The following is a 24097-nucleotide window of genomic DNA, read 5'->3' as shown; positions in this document are numbered from 1 at the left end:
GATACGGAATTTCCCTTTCAGTCAATGCCTCACGGCACCTGCTAGTCCCCGCCTCCTCTCGCAAATCGCACCAGGCACTGACCTTTGGTCAGTCTGGTGGTTACAGTAACCCGTGCTAGTGCTCGACCGGTGCCTCGTTCGTCGCGGCAAGCAAGAGCCAAGAAAGAGATGACATGCCTATTTGCTCTCAGGGCATATCCAAAATTCCCTTGCAGGCCGTCGCCAGGCAGAGCCGCACCCCCGCGCAGTACGCTCCCGGGGTAACGAATACGCGAAATCCGCAAGCCGACGCGATCGACCGCCGTACGACGGTCCGGCCGCAACTTCCGGCTCTTTCTTTACCGGAGAGCTATACGCCGCAGACAGTCCGAAATCGAAGCCTCAAGGCCGATCCGACCGCTACGGCAATCCACCCCGACGGCAAGGATCGGCCGATCCACGCCGTCGGATCATCCAACCAAGACGCCGCCAATCTCGGTTGCGCCCACAGGAGACATCCCATGCTGAGAATTTATGCCGGAAATCTGCCGTCCGATACCACCGAACGGGAGTTCAACGAACTTTTCGCGCAATACGGTCGGGTCCGCTCGATCGAGTTGGCTCGCGACATTTTTTCGGGACGCTGCCGCGGTTTCGGCTTCGTCGAAATGGAAGGCCACGAGGCACGCGCGGCGATCGCCGGGCTCAACGGCCGTAACCTGCGGGGCAATAGCCTCCGAGTCAACCAAGAGCGTCCCCGCGAGCGGCACGGCCGCGGTCGGAGACGTTAGGCATCGGACGACGGGCCGACGCCGGCCGCGAACCGATACGCCCACACGGACATTTACCTACAGAATCCTTTTCCGAAAAGGTGTTTATTAGGATGTCCAGCCAGCCCGCTCCCGAGCGAGGAATCGAGCTGAGCTTTTTAGTGATTTTTTTCTCCCAATCAGAGGAATTTTTTGATGAATACCAAATTGTACGTCGGCAACCTGAGCTACAGCATCGACAACGGCGCACTGGAGCAGCTCTTCGCCCCACACGGCACGGTACAGTCCGCAAACGTGATTACGGATCGGGAAACTGGCCGCTCCAAAGGCTTCGGCTTCGTTGAGATGGGTAACGACCAACAGGCAAGAGCCGCGATCAGCGCCCTTAACGGCAAGGAAGTTGCTGGACGGAACCTCACCGTGAATGAGGCACGCCCGCGTGAAGAAAGATCCGGCGGTGCATTCAACGGCAGACGTAACGGCGGATTCGGCGGCGGGCACCGCTACTGATGTTCGCTAGACCGGCGCTCCGGTAACACATTCCTCCCGGCCTCGCAACCGCCTATCGTTCCGAGCGAGGCCGGGACACTCCCCCGTCCCTGAACGTTCATTGGAGGCGTCGACCGCGCCGAAGCCCGGTTGCTATCGTTCCTCCGTTCTCATGCCGGGCACAGCGGCGGTTCGTCCATCAACGCAACCTGTTCTTGCAAATCGAGAATCCGGTCGTGCCAGTAACGCGGCGTATTGAACCACGGAAACGCGATGGGAAAAGCTGGATCGTCCCAGCGCCTTGCTATCCATGCGGTGTAATGAATCAACCGTAAAGTGCGTAGTGTTTCGATGAGGTGCAGTTCGCGCATGTCGAAGTCGAAAAAGCTGCGATATCCGGAAAGGAGACACCCAAGTTGTCGCGCCATCTCGGTACGCTCTCCCGATAACAGCATCCATAAATCCTGAACCGCAGGCCCCATGCGGCTATCGTCGAAATCGACGAACCAGGGTCCGTTACGCGTCCACAACATATTTCCGGGATAGCAATCGCCATGCAACCGTATGGCGCGCACCGGACCGGCGCGTTCGAAACAGCGCCTCGCCGCGTCCAGAGCGCGATCTAACGCATCGCGATACGCATCCACGATGTCTGCTGGAATCAGGTTCTGCGACAAAAGATAATCGCGCGGTTCCTCGCCAAAGCTCACGATATCCAGTGTAGGACGTTCGCGATACGGTCTGAGCGCTCCGACGGCGTGAATGCGGGCGACCAGCCGCCCCAATCGCTCAAATGTCGCACAGTCGTTGAATTCGGGTACGTGGCCGCCTTGTAAGGGAAATACACTGAAACGAAAGCCACTGAATTCATGCAGCGTCGACCCGTCCGGGCCCGGCAAGGCCGGTACGACCGGTAACTCGGATTCGGCGAGCTCTCGCACGAAGGCATGTTCTTCAAGAATCGCGGCATTGCTCCATCGTCCGGGACGGTAAAATTTCGCGACCACCGGAGGACCGTCTTCCATCCCGACTCGGTAGACGCGATTCTCGTAGCTATGAAGCGCCAGCAGGCTGCCGTCGCCTCGAAACCCTGCACTGTCCAAGGCGTTCAAGACGCAATCGGGTGTTAGGGACGAAAAGGGATGGGGATCTCTAAGGGTGTTCATAAACCTCGTTCCATTGATGACGGCAGCCGTTTTGAAACAGAGCGATTTCGTTCCAACGGACGCTCACTCAATAATGGGGCGGTTTCTCATCCAGGATCGCGTCCGTCTCGGCAGGGACAGACAGTTGTCTAATTCGATCGACGAGAAGTTTGCAGGTCGCCGCTAATTGATCGATCTGTTTTTGCTGTTCGCACACGACCTGGTTCAATGCCTGGATCGTGTCTTCCTGGTAGGCGAGTTTGGTTTCCAAGTCCACCAAGCGTTCTTCTATCATGCTTCGACCTTTAAGATGGCTAACCGGCTTTACTTTCATTGGTCCTGCTTCCTCAACAGTACGTCCAGCTCGGCGAACGGCTTGAAGGTCGTGCCGATGTTTCGGCGCGCTCCCTCTTCCGATCGTCCTGCAGCAAGATGACGAGCGTGTTCGTCGTCATGGCAATAGATACAGAGCAGTTCCCAATTGCTGCCATCCGGCGGATTATTGTCGTGATTGTGGTCTTTGTGATGGACCGTAAGCTCGCTGAGATTGCTGCGTGAAAACTCACGACCACAACGCCCGCAAACCCAGGGGTATAGTTTTAAGGCCTGTTCCCGATAACCGCGCTCCCGCTCTTCGCGTCGACGCCGGGCTTCAGCAACGACCTGATCGAGCCTTTTATGGTCGGGTCCGGTTTTCATGGCGGACATGACTTTCCCTCCGATTGTTCATAGCCAAGTTTGATTCGAGAACGTACACGATGTTCGCCGCGAAATTCACTGGTCACATACCCCGACACCGCCGCCTGCTCATCTCGTTGGCCGGGCTTCTGGCACTTATCACGATATATTGGGCGCTCCCAAGCGTCATTGCGGAATTTCTTCAATTCCGACTCGCTCTCGCCGGATTTACGCAAGTCGACATAGCGGCCCGGCGGCCGTCCCGGGATGAATTGCACATCGATTCGATTCAAGCGAACCGCCGCTTCGGGAAGCGGTTGCTTGTCGTCAGAGCGTCCGGAATCAAAATACGCTATCGGCCGCTTGAATTGTTGTCGGGAAGGCTGACCAGCATTCATATCGAGACCGCCAACATCGAGAGCCGCTTTGACGAAGCGGCGCAGTCGATGGACGAGACCGGCGACGAATCGGGGCCGATCGTGTTCGACCCGAGGCATTGGCTATCCGAACTGCCGGCGGAGGAGCTGTCCCTAGAACACTTGAACGTCGATTTCCAAACGTCCGGCGGGGGCATTTATGCTGCTCGTGCGGCAGCCCAAGTGCTGGATGGGAAAGCGATGCTGAGCGGCGAGTTCCGATCCTCGGCAAAGCAACCGTTTATCTTTTCGGCACAGACGAACACTAACGGCGAATTTACACTGAATGTCCTGGCGTCCGGGCACTCCGCGTCGCCTGTCCTTGACGTCACGGTCCGCAGCGAAGGCGTCACGAATGGCGCCCTAAGCGTCAACGGTGAGCTCCAGGCGAGCCTGGAAGGTATTGCTGACCTGCTGAAGCCCTGGTTGGAGTCCGGGCGGGAACTGCCGCCGGTGAAGGGAAGGCTCGAAAGCCGATGGCAGGGGACCATTCCGGTTACAGATCACAACTTGGACACTTTCGAGCTCAGCAGCAATCATGATCTCCGGATCGCTATCGAAGCGCCGAACGGTTCGGTCCGAAGCGTCGAATCCCAGGTTCGGGCGAGCGCTTCGGTCGCAGGGCGCCAAATCCGCTGGCGGATCGAAGAGCCGTCTACGCTGTCCGCCCGGTTCACGGGAAAATCGAATGCGCGCTCAGCGCCGGCTGCCGTGATAATGTTCCCGAAGGGAGTGGCCGGCGTGGTCGAATTCGCGCCGGAGGGTCTCGTTTTCGATGTCGCAGCCGGGTCCATCGCGCGTCTTTCGCCTATCGAATCGAACGGGATGTACCTTTCCGCTCTGGATATCGCACTCACCCGCACCGCGAAATTCCTCTCCGATCCCGAACTTGCCCGCTGGAACTTCGAACCTTTCGAGCTGTTGATGAGCCCTGCGACGCTACGCTGGACAAGCGGAGAGATTCGGATCGACCCTGTCTCTCTCAAGATCAACGCCCTCGCCCGCGGCGATGCCGGGTGGGAAGCCAAGGGGGAATTGCGATCGAAAAGCGTCAAGTCGATCGTACAGGACAAACGCTTGCTCACCGGCGAGGTATCGATCAAATTCCAGGGAGACTCGAAACAATTCGACTTCGAAAGCGTCGCGGCGCTATCCCAAGGGAAACTGCTCTTGACCGGTCGAGCTCGCCATCGGTTGTCGAGTGGCCGCGGGTCGGCGTACTTCGACCTGGCACCGGTGGTTTTCGGCGAATCCGGTTCAACCTTGAAGCAATTGCTGGAACCATGGCCCTATCCCGTAGATCTGCACGCGGGCCGCATCCAGGCCCATGGCAGCGGCTCTTGGAAACTCCCGACCGGCGACGGCTCTCGCGAAGCCCTGCGTTTCCGAAATAAGATCACCGTCAAAGCCGAAGGTCTTACCGGCCAGTTCAAGACGATTCCTTTCAAAGGATTAGACGCCTACCTCGTCCTCTCAGACGGATTAAGAAAGGTCGACCCCGTTCGAATCAGCATCGAACGCCTAGATCCGGGAGTCCCGATCACCTGGCTGGCCGCAGAAGCTGCCGTTACGGCTCATGCTGACGGCTCCGGCTATCATATCGACCTACACCGGTTCGATGCCAATCTTCTCGGCGGAGCGGTGCATGCGGTTCCTGGACAATGGGATACTGCTCGCCCTGGGCACCCAATGATCTTGAATGTGAAGGGACTTTCCTTAGGCCAAATCATCGCCCTCGAAATGGAGCAAGGTGTAGAAGGTTCGGGCACTCTGGACGGACGCCTGCCCTTGCAGATCGCCCAGAACCACGTCGCGATTCGTGGGGGCGAGCTGCACGCGCGTGCACCCGGCGGCTGGATTCGCTATCAGCCGACGGGAGGCGCAAAAGCCTTGGCCGAAGACAATATCGGCTTGCAGTTCGTCACCCAAGCTCTGAGCAATCTCCACTACAAGACGTTGAAGATCAAGGCAGACAGCACGCCCAAAGGCGATCTGGACCTTCGCGTCGAGCTGCGGGGACACAATCCAGACTGGCAGGCCAACCGCCCCGTACATCTCAACCTGAACATCCAGGAAAACATCCCGATGCTCCTACACAGCTTAAGTGTCGCCGAAGATTTGACCGAGCGCGTCACGCGCCAGGTCCAGGAAGGCTATCGCAAAAAACAATAGCCCGTGGCGTTCGGCGCCTGGACCCTCATAAAGCGCAATGCTATTCTCAGCCGCTCTTATCTCTGTAAAGACAACAACAATGATGCGAGACGCTTTTTTCGCGAAGGTCTCTCCTTTCGCTGTGATGGCGCTCTTAACGGCATGCACCCCTCGAGTCGAGCTGGCCGCGCCGCAGGAGCCTATCACCATCAACCTCAACGTCAAGATCGACCACGAAGTCCGAGTGAAAGTCGAAAAAGACTTGGAAAACATTCTCTCTAAAGAGAGCGGACTGTTCTGATTCGAACGAGGATTTACCATGTCCAAATACATTCCTTTGCGTGGGGCGATTGCTCCATTATTGGCGTTGCTGTTGGGTCTCGCTGGCTGGTCTTCCCAAAGCTGGGCGATCAGTCTCGAAGACGCGAAAAGGCAGGGATTGGTGGGCGAGCAGCCCAACGGTTATCTTGATGCGGTGGTGCCCAATCCACCGGCGGACGTCCGAGCGCTCATCGCAGACATCAACGCCAAGCGGCGCCAGAAATACGAGCAGGTCGCCAAGACCAACGGCACCAGCTTAGAGGTGGTGGAAGCATTGGCCGGCAAAACCGCGATCGAAAAAACGCCGCCCGGCCAGTACGTCAGATCGCCTTCGGGGCGCTGGGTCAAGAAATAGAATGACGACGGTCCGAACAGATTCCCGCAGCCTCGGGATTGCTTAGATCCGCGGCGACTTACGCCCGATATCGACTTTTTCTAAAACAAACAAGGAGACAAGTCATGTCTGAGAAAATCATCTTCAAAACCGGGGAAGCCACCGTGCTTGCCGCCGAAGGTCAATACACCGATGCCATGCCGGAAATTCTCATCGGCGACGTGAACGGCCCCGTCGGGCAAGCCTTCGCCAATCTGATGGGGCAGACCGCGGGACATACCCGCATGTTCGCGATCAGAGCCTGCAATCAGCAGGTACGACCAGCGACGCTGATGGTGCCGAAGGTCACCATGAAAAGCAGTGCCTACGTCAACCTGTTCGGCGGCGTAGTTCAGTCGGCTACGGCGGATGCGGTGCTGGACTGTGTCATCGAAGGCATCATCCCTCGGGATCAGGTCAACAACCTCTGCATCATCAGCCTGATTTGGATCGATCCCGAATGTGCCAAGGACCCGAACCTGGACGAGAAAGATCTGTACCACACCAATTACGAAGCGACCAAACTGGCCATCAAACGAGCACTCAACGACGAACCCACGATCGACGAACTGATCGCCAACCGCCATACGATCAAACACGATATGTTTGATCCGGACGCTTAGACGCTTTGCAGCGCATTGAAGCGGTTCGCCGGGAATGATCCGCTCTTCGAGCTTGCTCGGAACCGGCTTCTTGCGTTCGGCATTCGAGTGAACATTATCGGTGGGTTAGGCCATCAGCTCCGTTCGGAGCAAGCTCCGCGTAACCCACCGATGCAAAACCTGTCAGGGGATTGGGCTTCGCGGCCTAACCTAGAAAGCGATTTGGATTTAAGCGAAAGAGACTGCCGCTTTACGGCGAGCCTGCCAGTACAGGGCAGTGAACCCTAAGCCCATTAGGGCGAGCGTGGCAGGCTCGGCTACCGGGTTCGGTCCCGCGTCTCCCCGGGGGCCCTGTTGCGCTGAAATACTCGCTGCGGAATGGGCGATGATGATTTCCCCGGTGATGATGTTCAACGGTACCGGTAGCTCCAACACGCCTAAATCCGTGACATCTAATGTGAGACGGATGGCGTTCACGGTCAAAGCGTAGTTGTTGATGCCATCCCCGTCCGTCTTCTGTTCGTTGAGGACCAGAGTGATGATCCCGCCCAGGCCAAGCGGCGAAAGGTCAACGGCGGTGTTCGGGGCTGGATTACTATCGAGAATGATGGGGACGTCGGTGATGTAGCTGCTGATGACTGCACCGTCCAACGTTACTGTGCCGAAACCTCCTAATGCGCCGTGGTCGCCACTAACAGTGGCCGAGGAACTCGCCTGGGCCACGCTGAGAGTGAGCAGTCCATCCAGCACATCGAATACGAAATTTTTGACTGTGGCATTGGCGGACGCATATTTGTCGCCAAGCGAGCCATCAATGTCGGAGACGGCATTTGCCTCCAACTCACCGATGGTAAGGCTTACGAGAGGTATTCCTAGTAATTCACCTTGAGCCTGGAGACTGTCGCCTTGTTGTGAGTCATTATACGGCGGAGGCGCGGAGCCGCTTGAGAACGGGGTGGGGTCAACGGAAATTTGGCTAGATCCGAGCGGCCCACCAAGGGTGACATCAGCCTCGATGGCGTATGCCTCACTACTGCCACCGATGACCTTCGCATGACCGATACCGCAACCCATCAGCAAGGATAAGCCCAGAAGTAGGGAAAAGCGTTGGCGCCAAACTAACGAAGATACCTTGTTCATAACCATATTCGTCTGGTCAAGTAACGGCTGTGCAGGAATGTCCTGTTATAGGGAATGGCGGTACGCTCCCCTCGAAGACAAATCCTTACAGACAATCGAAATAGCATCAATTGTGCCAGACTGTTACATCATTGATACGCGGACGAACGGGGGTTAGATTAAAGCTGGGGGCTGTATATCGAGGCTTGTAAATGTGCTTTATACGCCCGATCCGCTTGCGCCGAGGAAAAATTTAGGGAAGCTCTGGATAAGCCCTTCGCCTTATGTAGCCTTATAGGCAGCCGCCCTATTCAACCATCATTAAGAGGCTCAAAGTTTTTCGAGATCCCTACCGTATGATGATTTGCGGCAACGGCAGTCGATCCCTTTGTTTTTACGACACGGCTCCTGACATGCTGCCCGAACCCGTAAAAATTTTTGACACGCCTACCGGCAACAACCCGGCCAGTTAGCCGACAAATTCTGTTACAAAAACTTGACACTTACCCCCTTTTCCATATAAAAACAAGGAGTTAAATGCGTAAAATTTCCTGACACTAAAAACGGCATATTCAGAAGAAAAGTCGAATCGTTTCCGGTACAAGAAACGAGCATGTGTCGTGAACCCATCCCGCCAGGACAGTCTCAGCCACCTCGAAAAACTTGGTGACAAGCGAGCTGGGCCATCACCTGGAAGCAACGTGTTCATCGCCGACGGTCCCAAAAACCGGCGCAACAAAAAATACTTCAATAAGAAAACAGGAATTTGGACGGAAAACCGTTCTGTATCGCCGCTCAGACGAATAAGAGCCTATGCCATAGGCCGTTCGGCCTGCGCGACGTCGAAGGGCTGACTTGTCGACAGGCATCTCGAGTCCGCCGAGATAGGCGCTAGGTTACGGCCGATCACCGATACAACAGCACCGCCTCCCGCTCTTCCTGCCATGAGCGTTCGTCGGGCAGCGTCAGGGCGTCGAGATCCGAAGGAGCTGCATCGGCATCGTCCACCCATTGGCGCAAAAGCTCGCTGCCGTTAATGAGGTCGATGGCAAGGCGGTCGTATTCGTACTCATACGGAAAGTCGCGCCAGAGGTCGTAATCCGGCCATAAGGTTCGAATTGCCTTGAACGCCAGCGATTGCAAACGCCAGGGGCGGAACCCGTCGTGAACGTAGGCACCGTCCTCGACGTGAATGTGCACCCCCTCGCACAGCTTGCCTGAATGCTTGTGGAACGTCGGCTCGAACCAGCACACCCGCAACCGGCAGCCTCGCAGCCAATCCGACGCCAACCTCCGCATTTCGGCGATGAGCCGGCGCGCGTCGAGATCCGGCGCGCCGAACAGCTCCAAGGGACGCGTGGTGCCGCGTCCCTCGGATAAGGTCGTGCCTTCCAGCATGACCGTGCCGGCGTAACAGCGCGCCATCCACAAATTGGGTGCGTTGGGGCTGGGATTGATCCAGGTACGCTCGCCCAACGGCCAACCGTAGCCCGGCGCCTTTTCGGGCTCCCAGCCTTCCATGGTCACGACCCGATAGTCCACATCCAGGCGCAACGAATCCACGAACCAGCGCCCCATCTCGCCCAGCGTGAGCCCGTGCCGCATCGGGAGTTCTCCTGCGCCTACAAAGCTCTCCCAGCCGGGCCGAAGCCGCAATCCCTCGATAGGACGGCCAGCGGGATTCGGTCGGTCCAGCACCCAAACCGTTTTGCCCTTCTTGGCCGCCTCCTCCAATACGTAGCGCAAGGTCGTAATGAATGTGTAAATCCGACAGCCGAGGTCCTGCAGGTCGACCAAGAGCACGTCGAAGTGATCCATCATCGCGTCGGTCGGGCGCCGCACTTCGCCGTACAAACTGAAGACCGGGATACCGTGCACCGGGTCAGTAAAATCCGGAGATTCGACCATATTGTCCTGCTTGTCTCCGCGCAATCCGTGCTGGGGTCCGAACGCAGCCACCAAATCGATGTCGTCGAGCGCGGCCAGCGCGTCCAGGGAATGAACCAGATCGGCCGTAACAGAGGCAGGGTGCGCAAGTAACGCCACGCGCCTGCCGACGAGCGGCTTGCGTAGATCAGGGCTGTCCAGCAGTCGTTCGATGCCAAACTTCATCAGTCTCTCCTTGTGGCGTGTATCGGCGGTTGTCTGCAGAATCAGAGTAAGAGGGCGAAGCCGTCCGGATGATGAAAGTCCGGCTGGCCCGATGGGTGTACGATAGCCCAATACGAGACCCTGCCGTCTTTTTCTTCGATTACGGCGGACAACGCCAGCTTCGTAACGACGCTCTCGCTTTGAACCAACAAGCCATTCAAATCAGCCTCGGCGTTCAACACGAGCCGCTGGGCATCGAGCGTCAAAGAAATTTTCGGTGGCGCGGCCTCTCGAACGACCGACATGCCCTTCCGATAAGCTTCGAAACGGTAGACGGCCCACTCGCTCGACGGCGCGAAATTGAATTCGTAGTATGCCTGTCCCTGCATCAGAAAAGCCTCAAGGCAGGTGTGCCGCCAGAGACCGTCGGTGCGGCGCGCCGCGCTCGGTTCGGGCAAACGCAAGCCGGCGATCTCACCTTCGATGGTGAATTCGAGCGCGAGTATGCCGTCCGGCGTTTTCCGTGCGCTCACGGTGAAACGGCGGATGAGCTCGCAGGGCGTCGATGGGTGGCTATTCAACAGAGTCGTAGGCATGGGAGGATTATATCCCGGCACCGACACGACCCCGTATAAAAGAGGCGTCGGCGAAGGATGCCGACAACCAGGCTTACGGCCATCCGCGGCAGGAAAATGCTTCACCTTTTTGCGCGGCCCAAAAAGGATTTTTTCCGATGACGAACGGTCTACGAATGAATATCACGCTTAACCGAGCCGAACGAGAATCGTCCCGGCGCTCCGGAATACGAAAAAATTCGACCGAAAACCTTAAGTCTTTGGTTTAGCCATGCCGTCGCTAATCGAATCCGACAATGCCCCGACGATCCCGGTTTACCCGCCCGGAGGCACTGCCTGGATCGAGAATATCCCGGAGATTCTGGAGCGGGCACCGGACGCCATGATCGTCGTAGACCGTAATGGCCGGATCGTTTTGGTCAATGCCCGTGCCGAGGAATTGTTCGGGTATGAGCGTCAAGAAATGCTCGGGCGCAGCGTCGATATGCTCGTACCCGACCGCTTGTGGCGTGAACCAGGCGGAAGCCGTGGCCTCTTCTCCACTACACCCCGGCGTGGGTCGAACGACGCGGAATCGGACCTTTACGGTTTGCGCCGCGACGGCTCCGAATTCCCCCTCGGCATCAGGCTCAGTTCCTTCGAAGCCAAGGACGGTCCCATGGTGATCGCCTCAATCCACAATCTCACCGAACAGAGGCGACTCGAAAACGAACTGCGTGAGAAAATTGCCACGCTGGAACAGTCCAAGCAGGCCAAGGACCACTTTCTGGCTAGCATATCGCACGAACTGCGCACGCCGCTGAATGCCATTATCGGCTTCGCCGGCACCTTGTTGATGCGGCTGCCAGGTCCCCTCACAGCCGCTCAGGAAAAGCAACTTCGGATCATTGAGACCAGCGCCAAGCATCTGCTGTCCTTGATCAATGACGTGCTGGACCTCGCCAAGATCGAAGCGGGCAAAATGAAGCCCCAGGCGGAGCGCTTCACATGCCAGGAGGCGATCCGGGAGGTCGCCGAAACCCTGCGCCCGTTAGCGGAACGGCGAAAACTCGGGTTTGACCTCGAGCTTCCTCCTGACGATATCGTCGTCGAAACCGATCGCCGCGCCCTCGTCCAAATCCTCATCAATCTTGCAAACAATGCCATTAAATTCACATTGCAGGGCGGAGTATCAATCGGGTTGGCGCAACGGGAGGACAACGGTGCCACGATGATCGACATCCGCGTGAGCGACACCGGGATCGGCATAAAGCCGGAGGACCAAGCGAAATTGTTTCAAGCGTTCACCCAACTGGACGCCGCCGCCAACCGCGCCGTCGAAGGCACCGGGCTGGGCTTGTACCTGTGCCGGAAGCTGGCCTCCTTAATCGGCGGACATATCGCCGTTCGCAGCGAATACGGAAGCGGCAGTGTCTTCACCTTGAGCTTTCCGGCAAAGTGTCCTAATTGATGCCTGCATGTCAGCACCTGATCCAGGACAGTCCACGCAATGGACTCGGAATTCGTTAGGCCCTTCGCTGCAAATCTGTCGGGGGATGTGGAAAACCACTGCGAGAGGCTCTCGCTCTGTGCATGGCCCCCACGCGTTTACTTAAACGCATGGTACGCTTATTGCCTTTTCATAATCGGCTTTGCGTTGACTCGTTTTCGACCCGGACCTATCCGACGTGATCCATCGGCAGTTTCTCCGAATCTGTCCGAGCCTGGTCCCGTCGTGCACGATAGCCTTTGTTATCCGTTGCGGTCTCGAGGACGGCATGCAAAAACACGGGAACTCGGATCGAGCCAGATCGTCCACCGCTTTAATCTAAACCCAATCAAGCCAATGAGATGTGGCTGAACGGAGCCTGGCATGGCAAAGATTCTGATCGTTGACGACCGTCCCCTGAACCGGGAGTTTCTGGTGACTCTGCTCGGGTACGGCGATCATTGCCTGCTTGAGGCCTCAGATGGCGCGGAAGCGCTGGAACTCATCCGAACTGAGCGTCCTGATCTGGTCATCACCGACATCTTGATGCCAGCCATCGATGGTTACGAGCTGGTGAGCCGGTTGCGCGCGGAGCCGTCACTTGCCGATACTCGCGTGATTTTCTACACGGCCACTTATCGAACGCCGGAGGCCCGTACCTTAGCCGAGGACTGCGGTGTCTCCGCCGTACTGGCCAAGCCCTCCTCGCCGGAAGAAATTCTGAGCGTCGTGCAACGCGTGCTCGGGCTCCCTGCCATAGTGCCGGGCCGCCTGCCCGAAACAGCGGCGCAGCGCGGTGCCGAGTCACTCACCGACTTGGCCGATCAACTGACCGACTATTTCTCTGATATCGAAAGCGTGCGCCAGTCGATATCTCGCATTATCGAATCGGGACCGGCGCTCATTGAAGAGCGCGACCAGTTGCGCGACGTGGCGGCGCGATTCTCCAGATCCTTGGCGCGACTGCAGCAAATCAGCCTCAGGCTGGCCACGCTCATCGAGCTGGGACTGGAACTCGCATCGTTGCGTGATCCGGAACGGCTGCTCGAAACCTTTTGTCGCGCGGCGCACGACGTATGCGCTGCCGAATACGCCGTCGTTGGCCTGCTTGCGGAAGATGAGTCGCACCTATGCCAAGTCTACACGCGCGGCCTGGAAAACCGTGCGACAGATCTGCCAGAACCGATGTCGCCACGAGATGGAATCCTCGCTCGCCTGCTGGCCGAACGCCGTCCTCTGCGCATCTCCGGATTGAACGGCGCTCCCGAGATACTCGGGCTACCCGCCACACACCCGCCGATTTATTCCTTCCTAGGCTTGCCGATCGCCTCCTCGAGCCGTGTATACGGCTGGGTGTACGTCGCCAACAAGGTGGGCGCGGCGGAGTTTGACGAGATCGATGAGGATATCGCCGCCACGATAACCGCCCAGGTGGCGACCGCTTATGAGAATCTCGGGTTTTACGACGAGCTTCAGCGGCGAGCCGTGGCGCTACAGCTCGAAATTGCCGAGCGCAAACAGGCTCAGGAATCCTTACGCCAGACCTTGCGTGCCCGTGCCGTGACGGCGGAATGCAACCACGCCTTGATTCACGCCCGCGAAGAGCACGAACTGTTCGACCAGATGTGCCAAATCATGGTCGAAGCCGGTCGTTATCCGATGGCTTGGATCGGCATCGTCCGCGATGAGGAAAATAGGACCCTAGTCCCAGTCGCCCACGCCGGTTCTGAAGCCGGTTGCTTACAGGAATGGCGATTTACCAAAACGGAAACCGACAGCCGCCACACGCCCGTGGGAACGGCGATCCGTAGCGGCAGTACCGTCGTCGTGCCCGACTTAGCAGCGGTGAACGAATGGCCCGGGTGGCGTGAAAACGTTCTGTCGCGAGGCTATCGTTCCGTCATCGCCCTCCCCTTGAAGACCGACTCCTACGTCTTCGGCGCGCTGAGCATTTACGACAACGCACCGGGCGCGTTCGGACAGGATGAACAGGCCTTGCTGGAGGAGTTGGCCGACGATATCGCCTATGGCGTGGCCAATCTCAAGACCCAAGCGGCCCGCGATCGGGCGGAACGGCGTCTAACAACACAGTACGAGGTTGCCCGTATTCTTGCGGAATCGGCGACCCTCGCCGAGGCAAGCCCGAGCATTTTGCAAGTCATTTGCGAAACCCTGAACTGGGATGTGGACGTGGGCGCGCTATGGGTGGTGGACGATAAGGCAAAACTGGTACGGTGTGCGGGTCTATGGCGCAGGGAGAGCTCCGATACCGAGGAATTCTCCATACGCAGCCGATTGATGACGTTTGCGCCTGGCGTCGGACTACCGGGCCGAATCTGGAACTCAGAAAAGCCCATCTGGATCGCGGATCTCTCGCAAGACGGCAACTTCCCGCGTGCCTCACTCGCGGGCAAAGCCGGACTTCGCGCCGCATTCGGGTTTCCGATCCGCTTCGAGGGCCGGGTGCTTGGAGCCGTCGAGTTTTTCAGCCGGGAAATCCGCAAGCCCAAGGAAGACTTGATGAACATGTTCACCGCGATCGGCAACCAGATCGGGCTTTTCGTAGAACGTAAGCGCACCGAGGAGGAGCTCAAGATTTCCGAAGAAAAGCTGAGCAGCATTCTCGGGTCGATTGATAACATCGTCTGGTCGCTTTCACCGACAACCGGCGAGACTTTATATGTCAACGCCGCGGCGGAAAAAGTCTGGGGCCGGCCGGTCGCGGAGTTGATGAGTGACAAAGGCCTATGGCTACAGAGCGTCCATCCCGACGACCGCGAGCGGATGAGCAACACCCTCAAGGAACTCCTAAAAAAAGGCGTGTTGACCGCTGAATATCGCATTCAGCGGCCAGATGGAGAAATTCGCTGGGTGGAAGACCGGGTCAAGGTCATTTACGACAAAGCCGGAAATCCAGTGCGGCTCGACGGCGTCGCCAGTGATATCACCGAACGCAAGAAATACGAGGCCAACATCGAATATCTTGCGACCCACGATGCCCTGACCAACCTTCCCAACCGGACGCTGCTTGCCGACCGGTTGTCGCAGGCGCTGGCCCACGCGAAACGCACCGAGCGCCAGGTGGCCCTTTTGTTTCTGGATTTGGACCGGTTCAAGGATGTCAATGATAGCTTCGGCCACGCGTTTGGCGACGCCTTGCTGCGGGCCGTTGCCGAACGGCTCCTGACGTCGGTCCGCGAAGGCGATACCGTCGCTAGGCAAGGCGGCGACGAATTCCTCATCCTGCTCTCCGACCTCGAACGGGTCGAGGATATCGAGTTCGTAGCTACCAAGATCTTGCGGGCGCTAGCCAAGCCGTTCCATATCGAAGGACGCGAGCTGTTCATGGGCGGCAGCATCGGGGCGAGTGTGTATCCCAGTGATGGCGAAGATCTGGAAACCCTACTCAAGCATGCGGACACAGCGATGTACCGCACCAAGGAGGAAGGCGGCGGCGGTTTCAGGCTTTACGCCCGCGAGATGAGTCAGCGCTCTATCGAACGCATCAGAATGGAAGGCGCGCTACGGCGGGCCCTGGAACAGCAGCAATTCGAGCTCTTTTATCAACCCAAGGTCGAACTCAAATACGGAACCATCATCGGCTCGGAAGCGTTGATCCGTTGGCGCCACCCGGACCTCGGGCTGGTGTTGCCTTCCCGTTTCATTCCTATGGCCGAGGAAACCGGCCTCATACATGCCATCGGTTCCTGGGCGCTGAAAACCGCTTGTGCGCAGAGCAAAGCTTGGCAGGAACAAGGACTGACCCCGTTCGACGTGGCCGTCAACTTGTCGGCCAAACAATTGAAACGCGGAAACTTGGTCAAATTGGTCGACCAAATCTTGCAGGAAACCGGACTGGAAGGCCGTTATCTCGAATTGGAACTCACCGAGACCATGGTCATGCACGATCCCGAGCGGTTCATCCCGATCTTGGAAAAGCTGAAAGAGCTCGGCGTGAAGCTTTCAGTCGACGATTTCGGAACCGGCTATTCCAGCCTCAGTTATCTCAAGCGGTTACCGTTCGACCGGCTGAAAATAGACCAGTCCTTCGTCCGCGACATCGCGACCGACACCAACGACGCCGTGATCGTGCAAACCGTCATCTCACTGGGCCACACGCTCGGTCTCAAGGTCATCGCGGAGGGTGTCGAAACCCTGGAACAACTGACCTTCCTCTGCCGTCACCGATGCGACGACATGCAAGGGTATTACTCCAGCCGCCCACTTCCAGCCGAGCAGTTCGGCCGCCTGCTGCGAGAGAATCGGAGGGTTCCGTTGCCGTCGATAGCGGCGGCATAAAGGATGACATCTGCTGGAGTACACACCCCTTAAGCGTTTTCGCTTTGCATATACGGCCTAACCGACCATACGGAAAGCATTTAGCGGTAACGAGTAACCTGAGAATGGTCGAGCACGCAGGAGCACTAGGCGCCACCCAAAGTGTCGAAAGTAAAGTCGAACTTTAAACGACACACCCTCACGTAGGCTGTCCTGTAGGACACAGTGGTTCCGCATACCCTGCCGTTTCGCGGCACGCGGCCGGTTACGGCCTAGCGGCCTAACCCACCCTAAAGAATTGTCAGAAAATTTTACAAACCTGCCGGATGCTCATCGAGCAATCGTTATAAATTTTTGTTTAAACGGATATTGTTAATATTGTCAGATATTTTGCTTAATAAACCCAGCCCAGCCACCGATTGGAAAACTGCTTAAAAGCAACATCAATTTCAATCAATTTCTTTGGGGACTCTTTCATGACGAAACTGCGTCGACGCTCGCGATCGTGGGGTGAGCGGTAGAACGTTCAGCATGGGGTCTTGAGGAGATAAGAAAAATGAAAATACGCCTTTTTTTGGCTCGTCGCAAGTTTCCTCGTCGCGAAATCCGGAATCACGCAGGCCGGTCTGATCCCAATCAGCCAGCCGACGGCCGACTACATATCCAGCACGACTCTGATTCCGATTACTGTCGATGATTTTGCCGCAATATCCTCCCTCAGCGACGGGAATCTGATTATCGGCTTTTCCGACACGATGCAGGCGCGGACGGTACCCGACGGCGGGTGGGGGACGTGGGGCTTTCCGCCGGACACCGAGAGCAGCACGCCGCGGACACTGGTAACATGGTCTATGCCGAACCCAACGACTCGCACTTTCACCTTCAGCCAACCCCTCTCCATCTTCGGCCTCGAGGCAGAGCCAGTCGTATTCAACACCGTTAACATAACACTGGAGTTCTACAACGGGGACGACCTCGTCGGTTCGATCACCCACGATTTGAGGGGGTTAGCGGGAGCTCGTCTGTTTGCCGCGTTAGCGACCGACGGCGACGTGTTCACCAAGGCCGTGTTGACCACGACGGACCCGACCGGCTTCGGCACGGCCCAGTATCGTTACGCTCTTGCCCAGGCGCAGACAGTCCCGGAACCTTCGACCCTCGCCCTGATCGCGATGGGTCCCCTTGGCTTCGGCTACCAGCAGCTTCGCAGGCGGGTCAAGGTTCTCTGAAACCGCGCTCTTGACAGGGAGACATGGCGAGGCGGGCATGCGGGATGTAAGACCTCACTCTCGCCTCGACCGTGAGTCGGTCGCATAACGCTTCGCGGAGTGAGCCAGGGCGGGTTAGCTCGCGAAGCCCTAACCCGCCCCCGCCGAAAAGACGAGTTGTCCTGAGATTCTAGGGTTCAGGTCAAGCTGGCGAATGTCCGCCGTGAAGGATCGAAGCTCGTATTGTGGCGATACAGAGAAAACGCGAGGCGCGCGAGTCGAAGTCGTGTCCGCGAGTGAAGCCTGTCTTGAGGCGCGGGTGGGAGAAAACTCAGTCGAGTCTGTCCATTCAAGATGGCAGACGCAAGTCGAGGTCTCTTTGCCCCAGTTGTTCCCACAGTAGCCCGAGGAAAAGCCGTTAAAACCACACAAGCCCTTCGACAATACTCCAGAAGGCACTTGAGACTTATTTCGTCCGACTCAATTGCAGCTTCCGTCAAGGCTATCCCCGATTTGCAGGCGGAAGAGGGTTCCTGATCTACCCTCGTCCTTCACGCCGACGCCACCACGCAGCAAAACTCAAAACCGCTCCGAGACCAACTACCACCGGCCAGTCTCCCCACAGGGTATAAGGCGTGCTGCCTGCAAAAGGCGTGATCGTTCCACTCACTTGGGTACGCTGAAACAAGGGCGCAGCCACGTCGATTTTACCCTTCGGGTTGATGATCGCCGTGACGCCGGTGTTGGTGGCGCGCAGCATGTAGCGCCCGGTTTCGAGCGCCCTCATCCGGGCCATCTGTGCATGCTGATAAGGTGCGATCGAGTCGCCGAACCAAGCATCGTTGGTGACGTTCACGAGATAGGCAGCCTCCGGCAAAGCGGCCAGGGATTCCTGTCCAAAGATGTCTTCGTAACAGATCGAAGCTGCCAGCGGGTAGCCCGCAGCGACCAGTGCCGTCTGGCTGCCGTCTCCGCTGGCGAAATCCGACAAGGGTATTTCCAGAATATCCAGTACAAAGCCCAGCACGGGGCGGAGCGGTAGATACTCCCCGAAAGGAACCAAGTGTCGTTTGAAATAGACTCCAGCGGATTCTCCCAGCGAAACAACCGCGTTGAAATAACGATCTTGCGTTAGATCGTAATAAGGCACACCGATCAGGAGATCGGTCCCCTGCGCCTTCGCCTCCGCCTCTAGGTCGGCAAGATAGGTGTCCTTAACCTGGTGATAAAAAGCCGGAACCGCGGTTTCCGGCCACACGATTAGCCGCGAATCCCAGGATCGCCGCGTCATCTCGGCGTACATGTCCAGCGTCGCCCGTTGGAATTCCGGCTGCCATTTCATGTGTTGAGGCACGTTACCTTGAAGCAGGGTCACCTTGAACGGATCCCCCGCCGGCTGCGTCCAAGAAACGCCGCTCAACGCCTGACCCAAGCCGAGCACGACGACGATTGCGGCGGCAGCGATCGTTCTCGGTTTACGCGCCGGCTGAACGGTCGCCAAGATTGCCCCAGCCACAAAGGCCAATACCCAGCTTATGCCGTATACTCCGAACACGGGCCCGTAGCCGGACAAAGGGGTATCGGTTTGGCTGTAGCCGATCTGCAGCCACGGAAATCCGGTCAGGAACCAGCCACGGAACCACTCAACCAAAACCCAGATTGTCGGAAAGGCAACCAACAATTGGAAACTTCGGCTTCCGTCGAACAATCGGCGTGAGAGCCAACCCGCCAGCGCGGGGTAAAGCGCTAGAAATGCGGTAAGAAGAAAGGTCAGCGCGGCGGCGGCCGGGACGCTGGCGCCGCCGTAGTCGTGCATGCTGACGTAGACCCAGGAAACACCGAGGCCGAATTGCCCTAATCCGAACAGGTAACCGCGCAAAAACGCCCGGCCCGATGAAGCGTCCCGCCAACTCGAGAACAGGAAAAGCAGGCCGACGACGGCAAGAACGGCATAGTCGAACGGAGCGAAGGCCAGCGGCAGCAATAAACCGCCGAGCAAAGCCAAAATGTCGTGAAACACGATAGAGGGGCTTGTTAATCCATGCGAGCGCTGGCGCTCTCAGAGGAGCTTTCCGACTGCGGCAGAAGAATCAGTTTCAGCAGGTGTACGCGGCGGCTATCCGCCCGCAAGACGATGAATCGGAAGCGATCGATATCCACCTTCTCGCCCTTCTTGGGCACATGCCCGAGTTGGTGAACGATCAGCCCCCCTATGGTATCGAATTCTTCGTCGCTGAAATCGGCATAAAAATAATCGTTGAACTCGTCGATCGGTGTCAGCGCTTTGAGCGTGTATTCGCGGTCGTTCTTCCGGAAGATGTATTCCTCTTCCCCGAAATCGTGCTCGTCCTCGATCTCGCCGACGATCTGCTCCAGAATGTCTTCGATGGTCACCAAACCGGCCGCGGCGCCGTATTCGTCCACGACGATCGCCATGTGACTGCGAGTCGTTCGGAATTCCTTGAGCAGCACGTTGAGACGTTTGCTCTCGGGAACGAACTGGGCAGGTCTCATGATTTCCTTGACCAGCTTGGTCTTGTCCTGGAGGCTGTGAATCAGGAGGTCCTTCACCAGGAGAATGCCGACCACCTCGGTGCGGTCTTCTCCGATGACGGGATAACGGGAGTGGGCCGACTCGGCCACCAATGGGAATACGCTCTCCAGTTCCGCATCCTGCGAAACCACCACCATCTGGGCTCTCGGGATCATGATGTCTCGGACTTTGAGTTCCGATACCTGCATAACCCCTTCGATCATCGAAAGCGCTTCCGCTTCGATCAAATTCCGTTTCTGCGCAGCGCGCAACAATTCCATCAAATCCTCACGATCCTCGGGCTCGCCAGTGAAGAAAAGGCCTATTCGTTCGAGCCAACTTCGATGCTCGCCCGTTTGCTCCTCGTTCATGACGTCATGATCTCCTCGTAGGGATTGGGAAAGCCTAAGCTCTTGAGAATGGCGATCTCTTCCGCTTCCATAACAGCGGCATCGGTTTCAGAGACGTGATCATAACCCTGTAGGTGCAGCATGCCGTGCACCACCATGTGAGCCCAGTGCGCCTCGAGACTTTTGCCTTGCTCGTGCGCTTCGCGCTCGACGACGGCGGCGCAGATGACAAGATCGCCCAACACCTGAGTGGGAATGCCTTCCGGCACTTCGAAAGGGAAGCTGAGAACGTTCGTCGGCCCGGCTTTGTGCCGGTAATATTCGTTCAATTGAGCGCTTTCCGTCTCGTCTACAATCCGTATGACTAGCTCTGCTTCATCCCGTTTCGCCGCGGCGCTCGCCCATCGCAGAAATTTTCCGTCTTCCGGCACCCACTGCCGTTCCGTGGCGCGTTGAACTTCAACGTGGATCATGCTGATCGGTCGGCCACTTGCGCTCGTTCGTAAGCCTCGTAAGCGGCGACGATACGCTGCACCAAGGGATGGCGCACGACGTCCTGCGAGGTGAAGAAGGTAAAACTGATGCCTTCGACGTCGCGCAACACCTCTAGTACGTGCCTGAGCCCCGATTCCTTGTTGCGCGGCAGGTCGACCTGAGTGATATCGCCGGTGATCACGGCCTTGGAGCCGAAGCCCACCCGGGTCAAAAACATCTTGATCTGCTCGACGGTCGTGTTTTGCGCCTCGTCCAGGATGATGAACGAATCGTTCAAGGTACGGCCTCGCATGAAGGCGAGCGGCGCCACTTCGATCACGTTGCGCTCTATGAGCTTCGCGACCCGCTCGAAGCCCAGCATTTCATACAGAGCGTCGTACAGAGGTCGTAAATAAGGATCCACTTTCTGAGCCATGTCGCCCGGCAAGAAGCCCAGTTTTTCGCCGGCTTCGACGGCTGGACGCGCGAGAATCAGGCGCCTCACTTCTTCCCGTTCGAGCGCCGCGACGGCACATGCCACGGCCAGGTAGGTCTTGCCGGTCCCGGCCGGACCGACGCCGAAATTGATATCGTGGCTTTGGATGCTCTTGAGATAGCGCTGTTGATTCGTGCCTCTCGGCTTAATCGCACCACGCTTGGTGCGGATCACGAGCGGTTCGACCTCATCGCCGCTACTTTCCAGCATGGCGGCGATATTGGCATCCTGTAGTGACAAGTGAACGTGCTCCGGCGTCACCACCTCACGCGAGGTTGCGTCGAACAGGCTTTGCAGTACTTTGTACGCAGCCTCAACGGGTTTGCCGGAGCCTATGATTTCGAAATGATTGCCGCAGTTGGCGATCTCTACGCCCAGGCGTCTTTCGATTTGCCGAAGATGTTCATCGAATTGGCCGCACAAGCTAGCCAGCCGCTCGTTGTCTGCGGGTTCTAGGGTAAGGTGCAAGGAGTTCAGATGATTAAGCAAGTTATACGGTGAGCCTGCTGGTCTCGTGGGTTGAAAAATCGGAAGTCGAGGTATTGACCCATCTGCCCCGGAGCGAGTTTGGCAGCGCTTCAACGATGAGGACATCCAAAAACTGCCCGATGAGTCGTGACGGACCCGAGAAATTCACCACGCGGTTGTTTTCGGTGCGTCCGCTCAGTTGAGCGTAATCCTTTTTCGAAACGCCCTCGACCAATATGCGCTGCACGGTATTGACCATGCTGCGGGAAATTTTCGCCGACATATCGTTGATTTTTGCCTGCAACCGGGCCAAGCGCTCCTTTTTTACGCTTATGGGCACATCATCTTTCATTTCTGCAGCCGGCGTGCCGGGACGGGGACTGTAAATGAAACTATAAGAATGATCAAAACCCAAAGTTTCGATCAAGTCCATGGTCTCCTCGAAGTCCTGGTCGGTTTCGCCGGGAAAGCCGACGATAAAATCCGACGACAGACTTAAATTAGGCCGGACCTGCCGCAGCCGCTCGATCTTGTCGATGTACTCTTCGCGGGTATGGCCGCGCTTCATCAAGCTCAAAACCCGATTGCTACCGCTCTGTACGGGAAGATGCAAATGGTCTGCCAGTTTCGGAATCTCTGCGTAAGCTTCGATCAAACTATCCGTAAACTCTACCGGATGTGACGTCGTAAACCGGATGCGCTCAATCCCGTCGATGGCCGCCACATAATGTAAAAGCAAAGCAAAATCAGCGACTTCTCCGTCGACCATCAGGCCGCGATAGGCATTGACGTTCTGTCCCAACAAAACCACCTCGCGCACGCCCTGCTCAGCCAAAGCGACGATTTCCGTGATAACGTCGTCCAAGGGACGGCTGATCTCTTCGCCCCGAGTGTAAGGTACGACACAAAACGTACAATATTTACTGCAACCTTCCATGATCGACACATACGCCTTTGGCCCTTCCGCGCGTGGTTCCGGAAGCGCGTCGAACTTTTCGATCTCCGGGAAGGATACGTCGATAGCCGGTGTTCGTTCGGTTTTCACCCGGTCCAGCAGTTCCGGCAGCCTATGCAGGGTTTGCGGGCCAAAAACCATGTCCACATAGGGAGCACGCCGCTGTAGGGCCTCCCCTTCCTGACTGGCAACACAGCCGCCGACGCCAATGACTACCCCGGGTTTCTTATTCTTCAGGGAGCGCCAACGTCCCAATTCGGAAAAAACCTTTTCTTGCGCTTTTTCCCGCACTGAACAGGTATTCAACAAGAGGACGTCAGCTTCTTCAGGGTTGTTGGTCAGCTCGAATCCATGGGAAGCGTGGAGTACGTCGCGCATCTTGGCGGAATCGTACTCATTCATTTGACAACCCATGGTCTCAATGAAAAGTTTCTGGCTCATCTCGGCTGGAAAAAGAATCAGTGGCTAAATTTTATCAAATTTAGCCACTGATCGTTCGTTTCAACTCCGAGCTCGCGTCTTTCCAAAGCCGAGTGCCAAGCTTAGGAGATCGGTATATTTTAGGCGGGTTTCGCTTTCACAAACTCGAACGGATTGACGAAGGTCGAGCCTACCCGCATCAATTTTGCCTCCGGATGTTTTTCCGCCATCAACGAGCGAACGCGCTCTTCCTGATTGCGGCGCACGTCGATCATGATCAAATACTTCCCCGCGTGAATATCGTCGTGGAATTGTGCTATGGCGTGATTCTCCGTGGCCAAGCCTGCCAAACCGCCGACCCAAGCACCAAACAGTGTGACGCAACCAAAGGCCGCCACGTAAACAAAACCGCTGACATCCGGCCCGAAGGGCTCTGTGGCCATCAAAAAAGCCGTCAACAACAACCCGACGACACCGCCTATCATCGCCCCGCGCTCACCGGATCGGATAACGTCATGTTTTTGAATGAGATTCGCAGCGTGTATATTGCGCCGGTAAAGACCTGCCTCATCCTTGCTGACGACATGAAAATGCCAGTCGGTGATGCCGGCTTGGTGCATGTCGTTGGAAATCTGCTCGGTACTGTCCAGATTACCGGTGAGGTAATACAAACGCTTCATGACCGTCCTCCAAATCGCTTGGGATACAATCAGCTACAGCAAGGAAACAATACGTTTC

The 24097-nt window shown here is 57.1% G+C and carries 21 protein-coding genes; 9 read left to right on the top strand and 12 right to left on the bottom strand.

The annotated features are described in order from the left end of the window. The first annotated feature begins 173 nt into the window (after positions 1-173). Complete coding sequence (locus QEN43_RS01615) at positions 174-770, top strand: hypothetical protein (protein WP_235726616.1); 597 nt, start codon at positions 174-176, stop codon at positions 768-770. A gap of 174 nt (positions 771-944) precedes the next feature. Further along, positions 945-1259 (top strand): RNA recognition motif domain-containing protein, encoded by a 315-nt coding sequence (locus QEN43_RS01610; RefSeq protein WP_026610535.1) that lies wholly within the window; start codon positions 945-947, stop codon positions 1257-1259. 149 nt (positions 1260-1408) lie between these two features. Here QEN43_RS01610 and QEN43_RS01605 read toward each other — a convergent pair whose 3' ends face one another. The 3 genes from QEN43_RS01605 to QEN43_RS01595 form a co-directional block, all read right to left on the bottom strand. Further along, entirely contained in the window at positions 1409-2404 is a 996-nt protein-coding gene (locus tag QEN43_RS01605) for a serine/threonine protein kinase (protein ID WP_026610534.1), read from the bottom strand. A gap of 67 nt (positions 2405-2471) precedes the next feature. Next, on the bottom strand, positions 2472-2717 hold the full coding sequence (locus QEN43_RS01600) for a SlyX family protein (protein WP_235726615.1): 246 nt from the start codon (positions 2715-2717) through the stop codon (positions 2472-2474). Next, a complete protein-coding gene (locus QEN43_RS01595) occupies positions 2714-3091 on the bottom strand; it encodes a YajD family HNH nuclease (RefSeq protein WP_202901144.1) in 378 nt (125 codons plus the stop codon). The genes QEN43_RS01600 and QEN43_RS01595 overlap by 4 nt, the downstream gene beginning before the upstream one ends. Before the next feature lie 50 nt (positions 3092-3141). Between QEN43_RS01595 and QEN43_RS01590 the strand changes: the two genes are divergently transcribed. From QEN43_RS01590 to fae, 4 genes are all read left to right on the top strand, one after another. Beyond that, complete coding sequence (locus QEN43_RS01590) at positions 3142-5649, top strand: YdbH domain-containing protein (protein WP_026610531.1); 2508 nt, start codon at positions 3142-3144, stop codon at positions 5647-5649. A 79-nt stretch (positions 5650-5728) separates the two neighbouring features. Next, a complete protein-coding gene (locus QEN43_RS01585) occupies positions 5729-5929 on the top strand; it encodes a YnbE family lipoprotein (protein WP_396662208.1) in 201 nt (66 codons plus the stop codon). A gap of 18 nt (positions 5930-5947) precedes the next feature. Further along, entirely contained in the window at positions 5948-6304 is a 357-nt protein-coding gene (locus QEN43_RS01580) for a YdbL family protein (protein ID WP_084162103.1), read from the top strand. A 104-nt stretch (positions 6305-6408) separates the two neighbouring features. Then, positions 6409-6945 carry a formaldehyde-activating enzyme gene (gene fae / locus QEN43_RS01575; RefSeq protein ID WP_026610529.1) on the top strand — a complete coding sequence of 179 codons (537 nt, stop codon included), beginning with the start codon at positions 6409-6411 and terminating at the stop codon, positions 6943-6945. 207 nt (positions 6946-7152) lie between these two features. Here fae and QEN43_RS01570 read toward each other — a convergent pair whose 3' ends face one another. The 3 genes from QEN43_RS01570 to QEN43_RS01560 all read right to left on the bottom strand — a co-directional run bounded on the left by QEN43_RS01570 (position 7153) and on the right by QEN43_RS01560 (position 10730). Further along, positions 7153-8064, bottom strand: a complete 912-nt coding sequence (locus tag QEN43_RS01570) for a PEP-CTERM sorting domain-containing protein (protein ID WP_026610528.1) — start codon at positions 8062-8064, stop codon at positions 7153-7155. An 885-nt stretch (positions 8065-8949) separates the two neighbouring features. Further along, positions 8950-10155 (bottom strand): exo-beta-N-acetylmuramidase NamZ family protein, encoded by a 1206-nt coding sequence (locus QEN43_RS01565; protein WP_317963639.1) that lies wholly within the window; start codon positions 10153-10155, stop codon positions 8950-8952. A 41-nt stretch (positions 10156-10196) separates the two neighbouring features. Continuing rightward, positions 10197-10730: a DOMON-like domain-containing protein gene (locus tag QEN43_RS01560; protein WP_026610526.1), complete on the bottom strand. Its 534-nt coding sequence runs from the start codon at positions 10728-10730 to the stop codon at positions 10197-10199. 250 nt (positions 10731-10980) lie between these two features. On the opposite strand from QEN43_RS01560, the gene QEN43_RS01555 reads away from it, so the two are divergent. The 3 genes from QEN43_RS01555 to QEN43_RS01545 all read left to right on the top strand — a co-directional run bounded on the left by QEN43_RS01555 (position 10981) and on the right by QEN43_RS01545 (position 17684). Then, the gene (locus QEN43_RS01555) at positions 10981-12159 is read left to right on the top strand and encodes a sensor histidine kinase (RefSeq protein WP_051331743.1); all 1179 of its coding nucleotides are present in this window, start codon (positions 10981-10983) and stop codon (positions 12157-12159) included. 402 nt (positions 12160-12561) lie between these two features. Further along, complete coding sequence (locus QEN43_RS01550) at positions 12562-16476, top strand: EAL domain-containing protein (RefSeq protein WP_317963638.1); 3915 nt, start codon at positions 12562-12564, stop codon at positions 16474-16476. 830 nt (positions 16477-17306) lie between these two features. After that, positions 17307-17684: a PEP-CTERM sorting domain-containing protein gene (locus tag QEN43_RS01545; protein ID WP_026610525.1), complete on the top strand. Its 378-nt coding sequence runs from the start codon at positions 17307-17309 to the stop codon at positions 17682-17684. A gap of 517 nt (positions 17685-18201) precedes the next feature. Here QEN43_RS01545 and lnt read toward each other — a convergent pair. The 6 genes from lnt to QEN43_RS01515 form a co-directional block, all read right to left on the bottom strand. Continuing rightward, positions 18202-19683, bottom strand: coding sequence for an apolipoprotein N-acyltransferase (lnt, locus tag QEN43_RS01540; protein ID WP_051331741.1), 1482 nt, complete (start codon positions 19681-19683; stop codon positions 18202-18204). Between the two features lie 14 nt (positions 19684-19697). Next, positions 19698-20567 (bottom strand): HlyC/CorC family transporter, encoded by an 870-nt coding sequence (locus QEN43_RS01535; protein WP_026610524.1) that lies wholly within the window; start codon positions 20565-20567, stop codon positions 19698-19700. Further along, positions 20564-21019, bottom strand: coding sequence for an rRNA maturation RNase YbeY (gene ybeY / locus QEN43_RS01530; RefSeq protein WP_026610523.1), 456 nt, complete (start codon positions 21017-21019; stop codon positions 20564-20566). The genes QEN43_RS01535 and ybeY overlap by 4 nt, the downstream gene beginning before the upstream one ends. After that, on the bottom strand, positions 21016-22005 hold the full coding sequence (locus QEN43_RS01525) for a PhoH family protein (protein WP_235726614.1): 990 nt from the start codon (positions 22003-22005) through the stop codon (positions 21016-21018). Before QEN43_RS01525 ends, ybeY begins: the two co-directional genes overlap by 4 nt. Position 22006: 1 nt before the next feature. Further along, positions 22007-23380 (bottom strand): tRNA (N6-isopentenyl adenosine(37)-C2)-methylthiotransferase MiaB, encoded by a 1374-nt coding sequence (gene miaB, locus QEN43_RS01520; protein WP_026610521.1) that lies wholly within the window; start codon positions 23378-23380, stop codon positions 22007-22009. Positions 23381-23499: 119 nt separating this feature from the next. Then, positions 23500-24039: a hypothetical protein gene (locus QEN43_RS01515; RefSeq protein WP_036268912.1), complete on the bottom strand. Its 540-nt coding sequence runs from the start codon at positions 24037-24039 to the stop codon at positions 23500-23502. Positions 24040-24097 lie beyond the last annotated feature (58 nt).

This window comes from Methylocaldum szegediense (assembly GCF_949769195.1).
GTDB classification, from domain to species: domain Bacteria; phylum Pseudomonadota; class Gammaproteobacteria; order Methylococcales; family Methylococcaceae; genus Methylocaldum; species Methylocaldum szegediense.
The sequence above is the reverse complement of the archived record's forward strand: the minus strand, read 5'-3'. Positions and strand labels throughout refer to the sequence as shown.